General features: G+C 56.8%; 15 protein-coding genes. 3 read left to right on the forward strand and 12 right to left on the reverse strand.

What is annotated here, in order from left to right; translation table 11 throughout:
- Positions 1-548 precede the first annotated feature (548 nt).
- On the reverse strand, positions 549-1,520 hold the full coding sequence (locus QA648_RS27980; protein ID WP_283052082.1) for a helix-turn-helix transcriptional regulator: 972 nt from the start codon (positions 1,518-1,520) through the stop codon (positions 549-551).
- A 577-nt stretch (positions 1,521-2,097) separates the two neighbouring features.
- Between QA648_RS27980 and QA648_RS27985 the strand changes: the two genes are divergently transcribed.
- Positions 2,098-2,343: a hypothetical protein gene (locus tag QA648_RS27985; RefSeq protein WP_283052084.1), complete on the forward strand. Its 246-nt coding sequence runs from the start codon at positions 2,098-2,100 to the stop codon at positions 2,341-2,343.
- A 488-nt stretch (positions 2,344-2,831) separates the two neighbouring features.
- Here the strand turns inward: QA648_RS27985 and QA648_RS27990 are convergent, their stop codons facing one another.
- The 5 genes from QA648_RS27990 to QA648_RS28010 all read right to left on the reverse strand — a co-directional run bounded on the left by QA648_RS27990 (position 2,832) and on the right by QA648_RS28010 (position 9,533).
- Positions 2,832-5,747, reverse strand: a complete 2,916-nt coding sequence (locus tag QA648_RS27990; RefSeq protein WP_283052085.1) for an EAL domain-containing protein — start codon at positions 5,745-5,747, stop codon at positions 2,832-2,834.
- Between the two features lie 287 nt (positions 5,748-6,034).
- Entirely contained in the window at positions 6,035-6,253 is a 219-nt protein-coding gene (locus QA648_RS27995; RefSeq protein ID WP_283052087.1) for a hypothetical protein, read from the reverse strand.
- Positions 6,254-6,312: 59 nt separating this feature from the next.
- Positions 6,313-6,552, reverse strand: a complete 240-nt coding sequence (locus tag QA648_RS28000; RefSeq protein ID WP_283052089.1) for a chemotaxis protein CheW — start codon at positions 6,550-6,552, stop codon at positions 6,313-6,315.
- Complete coding sequence (locus tag QA648_RS28005) at positions 6,552-8,483, reverse strand: methyl-accepting chemotaxis protein (RefSeq protein WP_283054288.1); 1,932 nt, start codon at positions 8,481-8,483, stop codon at positions 6,552-6,554. Before QA648_RS28005 ends, QA648_RS28000 begins: the two co-directional genes overlap by 1 nt.
- Before the next feature lie 405 nt (positions 8,484-8,888).
- Positions 8,889-9,533, reverse strand: a complete 645-nt coding sequence (locus QA648_RS28010; protein ID WP_283052090.1) for a TetR/AcrR family transcriptional regulator — start codon at positions 9,531-9,533, stop codon at positions 8,889-8,891.
- Positions 9,534-9,641: 108 nt separating this feature from the next.
- Between QA648_RS28010 and QA648_RS28015 the strand changes: the two genes are divergently transcribed.
- Positions 9,642-10,385, forward strand: a complete 744-nt coding sequence (locus tag QA648_RS28015; protein WP_283052091.1) for an SDR family NAD(P)-dependent oxidoreductase — start codon at positions 9,642-9,644, stop codon at positions 10,383-10,385.
- Between the two features lie 183 nt (positions 10,386-10,568).
- Positions 10,569-11,501, forward strand: a complete 933-nt coding sequence (locus QA648_RS28020) for a zinc-dependent alcohol dehydrogenase family protein (RefSeq protein ID WP_283052093.1) — start codon at positions 10,569-10,571, stop codon at positions 11,499-11,501.
- Between the two features lie 261 nt (positions 11,502-11,762).
- On the opposite strand, the gene iolE is transcribed toward QA648_RS28020, so the two are convergent.
- From iolE to QA648_RS28050, 6 genes are all read right to left on the reverse strand, one after another.
- On the reverse strand, positions 11,763-12,680 hold the full coding sequence (gene iolE / locus QA648_RS28025; RefSeq protein ID WP_283052095.1) for a myo-inosose-2 dehydratase: 918 nt from the start codon (positions 12,678-12,680) through the stop codon (positions 11,763-11,765).
- 54 nt (positions 12,681-12,734) lie between these two features.
- Entirely contained in the window at positions 12,735-13,028 is a 294-nt protein-coding gene (locus QA648_RS28030) for a MurR/RpiR family transcriptional regulator (protein WP_283052096.1), read from the reverse strand.
- Positions 13,029-13,080: 52 nt separating this feature from the next.
- A complete protein-coding gene (locus QA648_RS28035; protein WP_283052097.1) occupies positions 13,081-14,100 on the reverse strand; it encodes a Gfo/Idh/MocA family oxidoreductase in 1,020 nt (339 codons plus the stop codon).
- A 25-nt stretch (positions 14,101-14,125) separates the two neighbouring features.
- Complete coding sequence (locus QA648_RS28040; RefSeq protein ID WP_283052099.1) at positions 14,126-14,920, reverse strand: hydroxypyruvate isomerase family protein; 795 nt, start codon at positions 14,918-14,920, stop codon at positions 14,126-14,128.
- An 86-nt stretch (positions 14,921-15,006) separates the two neighbouring features.
- On the reverse strand, positions 15,007-15,795 hold the full coding sequence (locus QA648_RS28045) for an ATP-binding cassette domain-containing protein (protein ID WP_283052100.1): 789 nt from the start codon (positions 15,793-15,795) through the stop codon (positions 15,007-15,009).
- Positions 15,795-16,916, reverse strand: coding sequence for an ABC transporter permease (locus QA648_RS28050; RefSeq protein WP_283052101.1), 1,122 nt, complete (start codon positions 16,914-16,916; stop codon positions 15,795-15,797). Before QA648_RS28050 ends, QA648_RS28045 begins: the two co-directional genes overlap by 1 nt.
- Between the last annotated feature and the right edge of the window lie 105 nt (positions 16,917-17,021).

The following is a 17,021-nucleotide window of genomic DNA, read 5'->3' on the forward strand; positions in this document are numbered from 1 at the left end:
CTTTTCAGTTATGTGACAAAGTCGGACATATTCGGAGAGCGGCACAAGCTTATGACTACTCAATATAATTGGCATGGACAGCTGAGATTGGAAACAGCAGACTAGTCCGAGTTTAATAGAGCCTATAGCGACAGTTTCCCTATTAGATTGGCAATTGGAGCCCTCAAGTTTCCGCTGAATTTGGTAACCGGCGGCGCGGAAGCCGCGAACCGCTGAAGAGCGCGATGTTGCCTGGTCGATCTCGATAGAGCCCGCAGTCGAAGGCTCAAACTCTAGGGCCCGAGCGTAGCTTCGCCCGTTACTCCCAACCGAGCGCATCCGCTGCCTTTCCATCCTCGCTCTCCGGAGTGACCAGTGCGTCGCACTCCTCCCGAGATCGGGCCGATGCAGGCGCTTTGGCCAATTGCGATAGAAGCCTAATCTCCAGCCCCGGAGGCCGCGATCGTACATTGGGGTGCAACCTCGACATTCTGGCTCCTCGCATTCGCACTGCCACCCGGAAGAAAAGCCAACAAAGAGGATGCGTCGAATAGGCCTATAGGAGGTGTTCAGGGTTGCCGGGCCAAATCGACGGATGGCAGCACACCGAATGCAATGCGGTATTTATGGGAAAACCGGCCGAGATGGACGAAGCCCCAACGTCGCGCGATCTCGGCGATTGATGATGACGGTGATGCCTCGATCAAGTCCCGGCGCACGCCTTCGAGCCGCAGTTGCTGAAGGTAGCCCATAGGCGTGATGTTCAGGAATCGACGGAAATTCAGGTGGAGTGCGCCCGTACTCACGCCGGCGGCGGCCGCCATATCCGAAACCGTTATTGGCATAGCAAAATGCGCCCTGGCGAAATCTGCAGCGCGCTTGATCTGGCGCGGCGTTATAGCATGGACCGGAAGATCGATCTCGGACAGCGAGTGACGGAGGTTTTGCACCATCAACAGACTGAACATTTCCTTGAAGCTGGCGAGCGCGATCGGCGACATGGCGAGATTAGTACTGTCCGATGTGTTTTCCTTGAAGAACCTGATGAGATTAAGCAATTGTACTGCGGGCCCGGAGGTCATGTTTTGCAGCGGCTCAAACTCGAATCTCGTGGGAACCGACCGTTCATATGTTTTGACGAGCGCATCAACGATCACCGAACGCGGCACGCAGAATCCCTCGGCGACGGACGCACTACCGATAGAGACGCCGGAATAGCGATCCGCCGATGTCACCAGCCCCCAGCTCGGCGTAACGAGGTGCCGTGCACCGCCGATCGATAGCTGATAATATGTTCCGTGCTCGACGAAGAACATGAAATCGTCGCTTTCGATATCGACCAAAAACTCCCGGGCTGCGGAACTTGACCCGGACCAGCCGCCAAAACCATCGATCGTATGCACGCTGAACGAAAAGAGCGCGCGACAATCACTACTGACGGGCCTGTATGCCTCGCAGCCCTTTTTCGCCGACAACCACTGCACAATTTCCGCCGCGTTGAGCGCAGCTTCATTCAAGTTCGCAATTAGGATTCCTGTCAAATGGCACCTATCTGGCGACCCTTGAGTCCTGCCTGAATCATCCTTAGGTTGTTCAGATTATTATTGCCGACTGGCACCGTTTGATGGGTTGTCTGCGAAAAGTTGTAAAATGCTAAGAATGCAGCATCAGAAAGCGCAAGGCTACCGAAAGCGAGGGAACGGAACACGTATATTCGTAATCTCAGATTCACATTGGTCTCGAGTTCTTAATGGTTCCGGTCTGCACCGCATCAGCGCTCGAACGGCAGGAGAGAATGCTCTATATACGAAGGATTAATCTGTTTTTGGATTCGCTTTTGGAAAAACGGCTCTCCACCGCCGCTAAGCCCTTGGAAAACAACGCATCAGGAGCCGGCGCTCGCCAGCGTCGAGTCGATTTTCGAAGCAACCGTTCAGGTTCTTGTTTGAGGGATAGGCTTATCCACTGAACACCACGCGCACCCTGAACCGGGTGGGCGTATCGGTCGGGACTCTGTGTAGATATTGTCCGAACAAACAGGACTCCCTGTTCCGACGTTCGGTGACAATAACCATGCCGGCATCGACACGGCGCATGGGTTCATTCGGGTGAGGGTCGGTGGCGAGTGCGGCCGCCCATGACGGAGCTCAACTCAGCAATGTCGTGACCAAGGACAATCCTGCCTCGACTGTCGGAGCCGGCAGCGCCTGCCCCTCGAAGACCAATGACGAATGGCTGAAAGACAATGGCCTGAAGTCGGAACGAACCAGCCTCGGCCCCGTCAGGGACGCGCCCGCCTCACGCCGTGGGGCTACAAGAGCTCGAACGTTAGCTGGAGACCTCGAATTACCGCTGAATTGGTGATCGGCGGCGCAGACTAATGGCTGTTGGCTGCTTTCACCTCCGATTTCATGCCGATCGTGGTGTCACCGCCCTTTCGGGATAGCCGGCATCATACGGCGGCATAGCGTCCTTCGTGGAAGACATAGCGGAGTATGTTATAGAGAGGTTGGCCATGCCGATCCTTACCGTCGCCCTGATGATTCGAATGGTTCGGATGAAGAGCTTCATCTTGTCCTTTTGCCTGGCGGAGGCATGCTCGACAGCGCATCTCATCCTTAATCGTCGCTTGTTTGCCCGCGATATCGTTTCCAGCGTTGGCTTGACCTTCGGCTTTCGCTGATGAATGGCGTCACCGATGCCGGCATCTACAAGTGGAAAACGAAGTTCGTTATGAACGCTTTACCGCACACATCATCTCGCGAACTGCCCGAGATAGTCCGGTGAGATGTTTCGAACTTCATGCCCAAACTTGCCAGGCCAAGGCCGTGGATTAACCGTCCGAATTATCCTCAAAAATGTTTGGCAAAGTCATGCAAAGCAACTGGCTTTCCAAAAAGATAACCTTGGCCGATTTTACAGCCAAAGCCATTCAGACTGGCGGCTTGCTCGTTTGTCTCGATGCCTTCGGCGACGGTGGTCATTCCAAGCGCATCGGCGATCGACGTGAAAGCCTTTACCAGTTCGGTGCCACGATCATTCTTCCCCATTTGAGCGATGAAGGAACGGTCAATCTTCAGAACGTCGATCGGAAAACGACTGAGGTAAGCAAGAGCCGAATGGCCGGTTCCAAAATCGTCAATAGCTACGCTCAGCCCCATCGCTCGCAGTTTTTGCAGCGTCGTTTGAACACCGGACTCGTCGTTGAGCAGCAAGCTTTCGGTGATTTCACATTCCAACCATTCTGCTCGGCAACTAGTCTGCGTTAAGGCAATTTCGATCTGTTTCGCGAGATCGTTCTGCTTGAACTGCCGGGGCGAAAGGTTAACGGCAATTTTCAAGGGCTTCACACGCTTGGAGTTCCAGTCGACAGCCGTTTGCGCGGCTGTTCGAATAACCCAATCCCCAATCTCAACGATGGTTCCATTTTCCTCAGCGATGGGGATGAAGGAATCGGGCATCAGAAGTCCAAGCTCAGGATGTCGCCAGCGCAGTAATGCCTCGGCACCAATAATCTCGCCGGACGAGAGGTCCACCTTCGGCTGGTAATAGAGTTCCAGCTCTTTGTTGGTGCAAGCGCTGTGCGAGGCGTTACCAAGGTTCACTCGTAGCCTCGCTCGGGCGGTAAGCGCTTCATCGTAATATTGAAAATTGTTGCGGCCTCGCGCCTTCGCCTCATACAGGGCGGCGTCTGCGTGTGCAAAGAGATCGCGAGGGGAGGCGCCATCGTCGGGATAGCAGGCTATCCCCAGACTGCCCGATACTAGCATATCGCGACCTTCCATATGGAAAGGGCGGGCAATCGCCGCCAACAGCCGGTTGGTGATTTCCGATACATTTTGCCGGTGTCCCACGTTCTGCAGAAAGATCGCGAATTCGTCGCCGCCAAGACGGGCAAAAGTATCGGATTGCCGCAGCTCGACAGAGAGACGCTGGGCGACCTCGCACAGGAGCTGATCGCCTGCCGCATGGCCTAGTGTATCGTTCACGTCCTTGAAATTGTCGAGATCCAGTATGACCAACGCGAATTGCACATTCTTGGCTTCAGCATCAGCAAGTGTGGTTTCAAAGACGCGATTGAACCAGGCCCTGTTGGGAAGTCCGGTAAGGGAATCGCGATACGCAAGCTTCTCTATGTCCTCCCGGTGCGAAACGGCTTCTGTAATATCGCGCATCACTACGAGAACGGTCGACACCTTGCCATCGGCATTGATTTCCGGTGTAAAGTGGGCATGCAACCAATTGTGTGATCCGGACGAGGATATATAACTCGTCTCCAGGTCGGCTTCTTGGCCGGTCCTCAGGACCGATCGCAGCGTGTCAAGATAGTCAGTGGGAATCCCTGTGATATCGTCTTCGGTCGCAGGGAGACCGATGACATCCTTTGGATCAATTCCCCTCAGAAAGCGGCGCATCGCAGGATTGGCATGCAGTCGGCGAAGTTCGCAATCATAACGAATCATACCATCAGGGGAGTGTTCCACGAGAGAAGCGATTTCGCAGGATTGCCGCTTCAGTGTTTCCTCCATGGCCTTGCGGTCATGAATATCTAGGAGCGTTCCCACCACCCGGAGCGGCCGACCCTGTTCATCGCGTTCGAGGATCTTGCCAATATCCTCGACCCACTTGTATGATCCATTTCGTTGTCGAATACGGATTTCAGCTCTATGCAGAGGAGTATCGCCGTTCGTATGTTGCATCCGGCTCTCAACATAATCCTTGATATCGTCTGGATGGATGCTGGCAAGCAAGCTTTCGTCAGAGAAAAGTTCCTTCAACTCGACGTCGAGGATTTCGCAGGTGCGTGGTGAGTAGAATGCCCCATTTTGGTTGCTGTTCCATTCCCATATGCCGATTCCGGTACTTTCAAGCGCGAGTTCGGAACGAATCTGAGACGTAGATAACTCGGCCTGCGCGTTTCGGAGCTCCGTAAGGTCCTGCACAAAAGCGAGCAAGCACAGAGTTTCGTCGGGTCGTGTAAGATCTCCCGAAATGATCGCTATCTCGACCCGAGTATCAATTAGATGCCCGTCGCGATGGAAGTATTCCTTAGAGATTGTCGTCCGTCCGTTGCCCGCTAGCAAAAGGGCCCGCATGGCCTCTCGATCGAGACTAATGTCGCCCGCGGGGGTGATCTCATGGGCGTACCGTCCCGAAAGCTCCTCACGAGTATAGCCCAGTAATCTCGCAAATGCCTCATTCACTTTTAGATAAAGACCATCTGAACCGATAAGTGCAGCACCAAACGGGCCATTTTCGAATGCTTCGCGGAACAGCCGCTCGCGCTGATCTACGCTGTCTAATTCGTATTCACATGCGATACCTGTTAGAATCCCCAAGTGGCAACGGTGACCGCCCTTGTGGCATTGAAATTGAATGATTTTGCCGAAAATGTCGGGCATTCGAATCTGTAGTTTTAGCTCTTGCCACTGATCACCGTGCGCTTCGAGGGAGCGGAAAGCGATTTTTTGCAGCCAAGGCGCCAGCGCTGCGCTTACAGCGGCCCGTACGTGCTGTCGATCAACTCGCTCTGGCAATTGGTTGAAAAACCGATCGAATTCGGCAGACCACCAGAGGTCACCCGTAGCGAGGTCGTATGACCAATAAGCCAAACTGGTTGCCGATCGGTATAGAATCTGATCGGTTCTATCGTCGGCAATAGCCTGAATCAAAATATCGGCATGCTGCGTCTCATCAAATGCCTTGGCGGACGGAACGTCCCATCGTTTGAGGGCCGGACGAGATGTATTGGCGGTTTTCACACTCATGAGATCAATTTATGACAAGCCGAAGCCTGTCCCCCTTCTTAGGTTTTTCATTTGTCTCACGCACAGTTATTCTTGAGTTCCCGGACTAGGAGGCGTGATGCAAAATTGCTGGTCGCCGAAATGCAATGCGATGAGTTTTAGCGTCGTAGCAATTGCGGGGCGCGCATGTCGAAAGAGCCGCTCAGCCGATTGGATTCCCGCATTCCGATGCGGTGCAAGTTTGGCAATTTGCGGATCGCAAGTGTTCTCCAACTTTGCACCAAATCAGCTTTGCCCAAAACGCGCTTTTAATCCGCTACGACTTTTATCAGTGGCTTGTTTGCAGCCTGCGCGAGCATCTGTACATACATCGCTTCCAGATAGTTGGCGACAATCAGCAATTTCTGCCGCTCGTGCTCGAGTATCTCCGTGATTTGGATATCGCCAAATGTGGGAGATATGGACGTTGGGACGTTGGGGCAGCCGTTGATCGGCTCGCAAGACGGTAAGTTGACTATTTGCATCATGAGCTCCCTATGAGATATCTATTCTAACCTGAAAGGCCGAGTAACATCGTAAGTTGCAGTCAGGCAGCCATCGCACTGCGGTCGACGCAGACCGAAGCGAACACGCTCAGCTTTGCGGCGAAATCGATGAACGGGATAACGGAACGCACGCTGAGGACATGTGGCGATACCTGGGGCAGCGGCGACGCCGCTGCCCATCTCCGAATTTCCCTGGTCGAGGTGTTATTGATGCAAAGCTGCTGATCACCGAGATGGCAGGCGATGATTTCCAACTTTGCGCTCTCGACCATGCCGTACATCAGAATTCTTCCCATTCATTGGCAGCCGAAGCGGCTGCGGCAACACCGCCGAATGCACCGGCAAGCCTACGGGTAAGTGCACGGGCGGGTGAGGCGACCGGCCGACTGTCCCGGGCGGCGGCGCGAGGCAGAACGGGTCGCGCGCTGGAGAGCGTAAATTGACTTACAAGGTTGCGCAGCTTGGCCGCCTCTTGAGCCAACGTATTGGAGGCAGCGGTAGACTGCTCCACCATCGCCGCATTCTGCTGGGTCGTCTGGTCCATCGAGTTGACGGCCGCATTGACCTCGCCCAGCCCCGTCGACTGCTCCCTGGCTGAGATCGCGATCGATTCCATATGGCCGTTGATCTCGACGATGAAGCCGCTGATCGTTTTCAGCGCCTCGCCGGTGTCGCGCACCAACCTCACGCCATTCTCAACCTCGCTCGAGGAGTTGTGGATGAGTTCTTTGATCTCCTTGGCGGCTTGGGCTGAACGCTGTGCCAGTTCACGTACTTCCTGTGCAACGACCGCGAAACCTTTGCCGGCATCACCTGCACGCGCCGCTTCGACGCCAGCATTAAGTGCTAGCAGGTTGGTTTGGAAAGCGATCTCGTCAATGACTCCGATGATATTAGAGATCTCCTGGGACGACTCCTCAATCTTCCTCATGGCTCGCTCAGCGTGACTGACGACGTCCACAGACCTCACCGCCGACTGGTTTGCCTGACTGGCTACGACGCGGGCCTCCTCTGTACGCTTTGTTGAGTTCGCCACATTCGTGGTAATCTCGTCCAACGCGGCGGCAGTTTGTTCTAGCGACGAAGCTTGCTGTTCGGTTCGTCTCGAAAGGTCCTCTGCTCCGGCAGCGATCTCGCGTGTGCCGTTATCCATCGAGGAAATCGAGTGGGCGATTTCCGAGAGCGCTGTCGCAAGTTGACGGACGGACTGATTGAAGTCCTGACGCAGGGGCTCAAATGCTGGGGCGAATTCTTGGTCGAGTTGGAACGCGAGATCACCCGAGGCGAGCCGCTTCAAGCCGACTCCGATGTTCTGGGTGGCGAAGGCCAATTGGCCCGCTTCGGTTTCCTTGATTCGGTTGATCGCCTCTTGCTCCTTGGCCTGGCGCCCACGCGTTGCCGCTGCTTCGGCCTCTAGTTCACGATTATTCATTGCGGCCTGGCGGAATACTTCGACCGCATTCGCCATCGCGCCGATCTCATCCTTGCGCTTTGCTCCCACTACGGAAATTGACGTGTCGCCTTGGGCAAGCCTGCCCATTACAGCAGTCATCGCAGCAATTGGACGGATCATGCCTCTGTTCAGCACAAACAGCATCAAGAGGCCCGAAGCGATCATGATGAGGGCACCGGCAATGATCGCGAAACGGGCCGTTGCCGCTGAATCAGACGCTGCGGCGGAGCGCGCACTCAGAAGCTGCTGTTCGACGCCGCCGATCTCGGCCGCCTTGGTACGAATCTGGTCCATCCATTTCTTGCCGACCCCCGCCACTTCCAAGTCACGTGCCTGTTGCGCGGTATCCTTAGAGGTCATTAGTTTCATTTCCTGGACGACGACATCGTTTGTCCAGCCCTCAACAAGTGTTGCCAACTCATCAAGCCGCTTCTGCTGGGCTGGATTATCGGAGGTGAGGTTGCGGACCTCCGCAATATTCTCCGCATAAGCTTTCGCACCCGCTTTCTGTGGGGCCAGGAATTTTTCGTCCCCAGACAGCAGGTAACCACGCATGCCAGTTTCCTGATCGACCATGGCGGCCACGATGTTGCTGACTGTCCCGAGTACCGCATGGGTGTGGTCCGTCCAGTCCGCTGCCTTTTCCTGGGTGGTCATCGAGGTAAAGCTGATGATGTTGACGACCGTGCTGATTGCCAATAGCAAAGCAAATACGAGAGCGATTTTACTTAAGATTTTGATGTTGTTGAAGGATAACATTAGTTTTCTCTTCCTGGATTGCCGTTCGACTTTTAAGATGCCAGTATTTCCCGGCCCAACCCGTTTGAGTACCTGGGTTTCGCGCGTTGTCATCGTCTCGGGCGCGCTTAACACGATCCAATCGTTCACTTCAGGTTTTCGGGATAGCCACCGCGAATCATTCGGGCGGGAGTTCGACGTCAACTGCGGCGGTCATAGTAGGGTGGCAGGGGGCCATCAGTGCAATGTGTCGTCTGGCACTTACACCTGAAGTATGAAGATTAACAAGATGATATCTCGGTACCGACGGCGAGCTTTGCGTGTATAAACTGGATAGAGTTACAGTAATTGGATATTCTGCTGCCTGTCTCTTCGCAGGTTTGCGGTCATCCTCAACATGGCTGAGCCGTTGTGGGGGAGATCAGGTTACTTTCGTGCAGAATTCCGGTCTAGTTTGTCACCGACAGTGGTCGCCCCATAGCGCAACCCGTCCATGAATAAGCCCACCATACGCTGTGGATCAATCTGCCCACCGCAGCTCGGAGGCACGCACAACATCCCGGCGCCGTGCAAGAGTTCGCTCGCCTTCACCCCAGCTCGTATTTGGCCGTTGGTCGCCGCTGCATCCAACAGCTTTTGAACCAAGGGGCCAAGTCGCTCCAAAAAATATGCGGGCAGCCCCTCCATTGCGGGATCGCCTGAATTAAAGGCGGACGCCAGCCCACGATGTGCGGTTATGAAATCAACATAGCGCTTGACCCATAGCTCAAGCGCCTCGCCCGGTGGGTTTTCAGCGACCAGCGTCTTCGCTGCCTCAACGGACTCATCAACTTCTTTGCGGAAGACCGAGACAACAAGATCGGAACGCGTCGGAAAATGGCGATAAAGCGTGCCGACGCCGACCCCTGCCCTGTCAGCGATTTCGCGTATGGGCACGTCGAGTCCAGCCTCGGCAAACACCTCCGATGCTGTTTGAATAAGCGAACCAATGTTGCGTCGTGCGTCGGCTCGCCGGCGCCTACCCGCTACCTGTTCCCCAGCATCATTAGACGATTTCGTATCCTCAGACAATTTTTACCCCTTGATAAACGGAACATGATTCCGTATACCCCCAAGCGGACGACCGTTCCATATATCACATGAACGATCGTCCTTGCCAAGTCCACATGGAGAATAGACATGCATAACAAACCAGTCGCGCTCGTCAGCGGAGCAAACAAAGGGATCGGCCTGCAAATCGCAAAAGACCTCGCGCAGCAAGGCTTCACTGTGCTTGTCGGTTCGCGACGATTTGAAGCCGGCGAGAACGTTGTCCAAAGCGTCGGACCTGATGCGCAAACCGTTCAGCTTGATGTGACTGATGAAGCCTCGATCGCCCAGGCGGCGAAGCGAATCCGCGTGACCTATGGCCGTCTCGATGTTCTCGTGAACAACGCAGGTGTCGGACATGGTGGTGATCCGGGACGGAGCAATGCCCAAATCATGGCGGAAACGCGTTTGGCTGTCGTTGATCTGGACGAACTCCGGACCGTATTCGCCACGAACGTTTTTGGCGTCGTCGCGGTCACACAAGCGATGCTGCCGCTTCTTCGCGAGGCGCCGGCGGCAAAGATCATCAACATATCCAGCGCGACCGGTTCCCTGGCACTGAATAGCGATCATTCGAACATGCTTCGCCAGTACACCAGCACATACACGGCCTCGAAGAGCGCCCTAAATGCGGTCACGCAAGCGCTCGCGATCGAGCTCGAAGGCACCAACATCAAGGTTCACGCTGTTTGCCCGGGTCATACCGCCACCGACATGAGCGAATATGGCGGATCGGTCGAGGACGCAGCGCGCGAGCCGGTGCGGATCGCTCTGCTTGGAACGGACAGCCCCACGGGCACCTTCTCGAATGCACAGGGTGCACTGCCTTGGTGAACTGGCTAGCGCGAGAGGCCGCTGATTGTCAGCGGCCTCTCGCGCTTGAATAGAACCTCATAATCACTCAAAAGTGTCGTGACTTTACGACGTGCAGCCCGTCGGGAGAAGCTCGTGTCTAAAACAGCAAAAATCGTACAATTCCATAAGCTCGGAGGCCCCGAGGTTCTCCAGGTCGAAGCCATGCCGATCCCCAATCCCGGACCGGATGAAGTGCGCCTCCGCATCAAGGCATTCGCGTTGAATCGCGCGGAAGCGCTTTTTCGCCAGGGACATTACATTATTCAGCCTCAGTTTCCGTCAAAGCTCGGCTATGAAGCCTCTGGCGTGGTTGAAGCCGTCGGCCCAGGTGTGGACGAGAGCCTGATTGGGAAGGTATTTAACACCATCCCCAATTTCAGCTTCAGTAGCTATGGTGTCTACGGCGAAGTCGCTGTCGTGCCCGTCACCGCGCTCGGCACGTATCCCGATCATCTCACGCCGGAACAGGGTGCCTCCATCTGGATGCAGTACCTCACTGCCTATGGCGCCTTGGTGCACATTGCGAATGTTGCTCACGGCGATTTCGTCATGCTTCCGGCAGCAAGCAGCAGCACCGCGATTGCAGCGATGGAGGTTGTGAAGGCCGAGGGCGGTACAGCCATCGGCATTACGCGGACTGCGAAGAAGAAAGCTGATCTTCTGTCTCTTGGCTATGAACATGTGATCGTCAGCGACGACGAGGACGTCGTTAAACGCGCCACGGAAATCACCGATGGCAGGGGCGCCCGGATCATTTTCGATCCCGTTCTCGGAAGCGGCATCGAGGCGCTGGCTCAGGTCGCCGCCTGCCAGGGGATCTATTTCGCCTACGGTCTGTTAGACCAACGGCCGACCCCTTTTCCGGTTTGGTCGACTATGTCGAAAGCCCTCACGCTTCGAGGCTGGGCATTTCCCGAACTTTTCCGCGAGCCTGAGGCGTTGCAAAAGGCGAAGGAGTACATTTTTAAGCATCTGAGCGACGGCACCCTGAGGCCGCAGATCGCTAAGGTTTTCGCATTGGACCAGATCGACGAAGCTCATCGCTTCATGGACTCAAACGACCAGATTGGAAAAATAGTCGTAAGGATTGGATAATATTCTGGCCGCAATTTTTCCGCTATCTTAATTCCACGCTGCCCTGCCCGGCAACGTCGCTGTGAAACACGTGGAAGGGTCGCTCTGCAGGAAGTGGTCCTCGAAAATAAGATAAACGGCGGGTCCGAAGCCCGCCATCGGTACTTCAAAGCCAATCTCTGCCGCTCGCTGCCGTACCGCGTCGGCATACTGGTTTGTATTGAACTGCCCTCCCACCTCCAATCGTTGTCCTCAATCCGTTAGGAACACCGTTGCTGGCGGTCACATCGAGTGATTTGCAAAGACCGTTGATAGATGTGACATCGCCAGCGTGACGGCGGCTTTCGGAGGTGCATTGGCCGGATCCTGCTCCGCCTCCACCACGAGCCATCCCTGATAGCCGCCATTTCGCACGAACGCGCCAGCAGGAGCAAAATCCACTATCCCATCGCCTGGAACGGTGAACATTCCCGCGCGCACCCCTGCATTGAAGCTGAGATCGAACTCGCGGACGACATCCATCACTGCGCCGCGCACGTCCTTCAAATGGATGTGCACGATGCGGTCGCCGAAGCGGTCGATCAGGCGACCATAGTCAAATCCACCGGCAGCGGAATGTCCGGTATCCAGAAGAAGGCCAACCTCAGGTCCAGTCTTGTCGAAGAGCCGAGAGACCTCGTCAAAAGTTTGCGCAACCATCATCAAATGATGATGGTAGGCCAGTTGCAGCCCATACTTGCCGGCAATGCGTCTCGAAAACTCCGTCAGTCGGGATGCATAAGCGGCAACATCGTCTTGAGTCATGATCACCCGCTCAGACATCGGAATGTCGAGGGGCGCTCCCGGCGCCATCATCGCGACCTCTCCATAGACCATCACGTTGCAATCCATAGCCCGCAGCAGGCTTGCATGACCTGCGACAGCGCTCACTTCGTCGTCGATGCTCCGCTCTGCAAGTTCGCCGGAATACCAGCCGGACGCAAGTGCGAGATCAAAACCCTTTAACAGGGGACGCAGCACGCTCGCCTCACGCGGAAACTTTCTGCCAAGCTCAACGCCCTGGTAGCCGACGCCAGCCGCATCGGCGAGGCAGGACTCCAATGAGATCTCCGCACCTAGATCTTCAAGAACATCGTTCGTCCAAGAGAGCGGGCTGACTGCGAGCCTCACGCCTGCCGGTAGAAAATCAATGCTGTTCATGCTTCCTCCGTGATCGTGCCGCGCCAATAGCGAGATCGGCATGTTTGCGTTTGATCAAAACGGACCGTTGTTTGCCGCAATTGATCGCAGATGCTGCTGAAACAGCAGCTTGAACTCTTTGAAGTTATCGAAGCCAAGGGCGCTCGCTACGCGCATGACTGTCGATGGCGACACGACGCACTCGCTTGCAAGAGAGCTTATGGTCCCGAACGCCACAATGTCCGGGCGGGCAAGCGCGGTCCGTGCAACGCGTTCCTGTTGCTCGGGCAGTCGCAGACCTGCGGCAACGATCATGCCCTTTAGCTCACTGACACTTCTTGGCTTCGTTAACGTCTGATGCGTGCTCATGAGAATTCTCCCGTAGGAATTATGGTGCGCCGGTATGCGGCGCACCACGCTTTCATCTCAGAACGACCGATTGTTTCTTTGAGACGGACTCAATGCAGGCCAGCGCGATGGCCAGCGCATTGCGAGCGTCGACGCCACTGGGAGCATCCCTGAGCTCGCCGGTTCGTACTGAATTGACGAAGGACGCGAGTTGGGCCGTGTAGCCATGAACGAAATGATCGGTATCGCGCCGCCAGGTATCGTTGGACACGCCGTCCTTGTCGAAGAGCGTCATGCTTGAGCGGCGGACATCGCCCATTGTTACCATGCCACCCGACCCGAAGACCTCGCCCCGAATGTCGTAGCCATAGAGAGCTGAGAAGTTCGCCTCCGCGACGGCGACGGAGCCATTGTCGAAGCGGATGTTCACGACGGCGGTATCGAGGAAACCGTTCTCCTTGGCATCCGGCCGGACAAGCGCGTCCGCCATCGCAAAGACCTCGACGGGCCTAGCCCCAACGTTCAGCCAGAGCAGGGTGTCGAAGTCGTGGATGAGCGTCTCGTAGAAGATGGTCCAAAGGGGAATGCGATCGGGATCCGCGCCGAACGGACCGGGATCGCGTGTCAAGGATCGAATGAGTTGCGGCGCCCCGATCTTGCCGGCGTCGATGGCGGCACGGCCTTCTGCGAAAGCCTGATCCCAGCGGCGATTGAAGCCGACCTGAAGCGGAACGCCTGCAGAGCGGGCTGCAGCGATGGCGCGATCGGCGTCTTCGAGCGTGAGCGCCATCGGCTTCTCGCAGAAAATCGCCTTGCCGGCTTCGGCAGCCTTAACAAGGACATTGGTATGGAACCGGGCGGGCGTCGCGATGATCACGGCGTCGAGGCCGGGGTGGGCAAGGAGTTCGGCGACATCGGTGTAGGCGGCATCAACGCCGAGGTTCTCGGCGAGCTTGCCTGCTGCACCCGGCGCAGGATCCGCGATGGCAACGAGTTCGGCGTCGACCAGCCGCCGCGCGACGGTTTCGCCGTGGAAGGAGCCGATACGGCCGGCGCCGATGAGGCCGACGTTTACAGGTTTGATCTTAGGCATGGTTTTCGTCCTCAAAAGTTTGGATTCAGAGTGTGAATGCGGAGCGGAACGCATCGAGCGCGGCGTCGGGATCGCCGGCAGCCCAAGCTTCCATGCCGATCGGGCCGGAGTAGCCCATCGCCTTCAACGCCTTGGCAACGCCATTCCAATTGACCTCACCCGTGCCCGGCTCGCAGCGGCCTGGTACGTCGGCGACCTGAATCTCCCCGATCCACGGCAGGCATTTGCGGCAAAGCTCGATCAGGTTCCCCTCGCCGATCTGCGCGTGGTAGAGATCGAGGTTCAGGCGAAGCCGGGGATGGTTGATGCTGGAGACCAGCGCCAGCGTGTCCTCGGCGCGTCCGAAAGGTACGCCGGGGTGGTCGACCGGCAGGTTCAGGTTCTCGAGCGTAAAGACGACGCCCTCTTCTTCGGCCATGTCGACAATTCGACGAAGAGTGTCGCGCGCCTTCAGCCACATAGCGCCTGTGACAACCTCGATCGGCTGAACCGGAAGGCCGCGATCTCCGAGCCCAGTTCCATGAAGGTTCAGTCTCTGGACGCCGAGGCGCTTGCCGACCTGCGCGGTCTCGCGCGCAGTTCTCAGAAGTTCATTCGCACCTTCGTCGTCGGTCAGGCGGCCAGTGAGGTAGCCGTTCATGATCGTGAAGGTCGCGCCCGTCGCCTCCAGCTTGCTGATATCGTGTTCCGGCCAGTTCCACAGGCCCACACCGAAGCCCATTTCCTTGAGCCGAGAGGCCCGCCATTCGATTGGCTTGTCCCGCCACAGCATCTCGGCGCAGGCCGCCAATTGGAAGGGTGAAGTGCTTTGAGCATTCATTGGGTGTTTTTCCCTGATTTTGGGTATGACTATCCGTGGCGCGGCGCGGATGCGCCGAACCGAATTCGCATTCCGCAGAAGCCTTCTCAGATGGTTCCGCCCAACTCCTCGGAGATTGACTGCAGTTCCTTGCCGCCGGCCATCAGGTTCTGCAGTTCGTCGATACCGATGTCGTTCTTGGCATAGGTTCCGAGCGTCTTGCCGCGGTTGAGCACCGTGAAGCGGTTGCCAACGGCATAGGCGTGGCGAACGTTGTGGGTGATGAAAATCACGCCAAGCCCCTTGGCTCGGACTTGGTTGATATACTTCAGCACCATCGACGTCTGTGCGACGCCGAGCGCGGATGTTGGCTCGTCGAGGATCAACACCTTGGCGCCGAAATAGACCGCGCGGGCGATCGCCACACATTGCCGTTCACCGCCCGATAATGTGCCAACGGCCTGCTGCGGGTCGCGAACGTCAATGCCGATCTTGTGCATCTCGTCGCGCGTCACATTGTCGGCCTCTACCATGTCCATGCGCTTGAAGGGGCCGAAGCCAATCAAGGGTTCCCGACCCATGAAGAAATTGCGTGTCACGGACATCAGCGGGATCATCGCAAGGTCCTGATAGACCGTGGCAATACCGGCATCGAGTGCGTCGCGTGGGCCGGAGAACGACCGGGGCTGGCCATCGACTAGGAAATCACCCGAGGTCGGCCTGTGCACGCCTGCCAGCGTATTGATCAGGGTCGATTTGCCCGCACCATTGTCGCCGAGCAGGCATAGAACCTCGTTCCGGTACACACTCATGGATACCCCGTTGAGGGCAATGACGGAGCCGAAATGCTTGACGAGGTTCCTGACTTCGACGATGGGCGTCTGAGACGTGCTCATCAGCGTTCTCCCGTGACGCGTTTGCGGATGACATTGTTGAAGATGACCGCGGTCAAGAGCATGCCGCCGAGGAAGACGAGATACCAATCCTGGTCTATCGAGGTATAGGTGAGCCCGATCAGCACCATGCCGAAGACGATGGAGCCGAAGAATGCTCCAATCGCCGAACCATAGCCGCCCGTCAGGAGACATCCGCCAATCACCGCCGCGATGATCGCCTCGAACTCCTTCTGGAAGCCGCGGCGGGCGTCGGTCGAGCCGGCATCGAGGACGGTTAGGATCGCGACCAGGGTCGCGCACATAGCAGTTACGATGAAGAGGGTCGTCTTCACGCGGGCGACTGGCACGCCCGACTTGCGCGCTGCGCGCGGGTCTCCTCCGGAAGCGAAAATCCAGTTACCAAAGCGCGTTCGCAACAACACCCACGTGGCAAGCAGAGCGATGAAGATGAACCACAGGATTTCAACGGGGATTCCGGGAACCTTGGGAGCGCCACTGGGGAAGGTCTCGATGATGCCACGGCTCCCCAGCCAGGAGAAAAGTCCGGTGAATGCATCGCCGGAGAAGATGGGCGCAAGCGGACTGCCGGCGGCAGCTTCCTTCATGCCGCGAAGCTGCGTCGCGCCGCCGCTGGCCCATTTCAGGCCGACAAGTGTCAGACCGCGCAGGATGAAGAGGAACGCCAGAGTTACGATGAAGGACGGCAGGCCGGTATGCATCGTAAGCTGGGCATTGATCGTGCCGATGACCGCCGCGAATGCCAGTGCGATTACGATTGCCACGCTGAGCGGAAGATGAAGGACGACCAGAGCCGTGCCGAACACAAGTCCCGCGAATGCCACCATGGAGCCGATCGACAGGTCGAACTCGCCGCCGATCATCAGCAGCGCCGCGCCGATCGCAAGGATTCCGAGCTGTGCGGCCGGGGCCATGAAGTTGACCACGCCCGCAAGCGTGAACATGGCGGGGTTGGCGGTGAAGAGAAAGAATATCGTGACGAGAACCAATCCGGCGACAGCGCCGAGTTCCGGACGCCGCAGCAGCGCGGTCATGGTCGAAACCTTCTTCAGCCTCTCGTCGGATCGGGTCGTAGTCCCGTTCTGTTCGTTGGCCAGCGTCATGGTCCTACCTCAAAAATATTTCGTTTGCGCGCGCCGTCACGTTCCGATCAACCATGTCGGGATCGGAAGGCAGCGATGGAGGGCAGCTCCCGCATGTGCGGGAGC

Source organism: Rhizobium sp. CB3171, assembly GCF_029714265.1.
GTDB lineage: Bacteria > Pseudomonadota > Alphaproteobacteria > Rhizobiales > Rhizobiaceae > Rhizobium.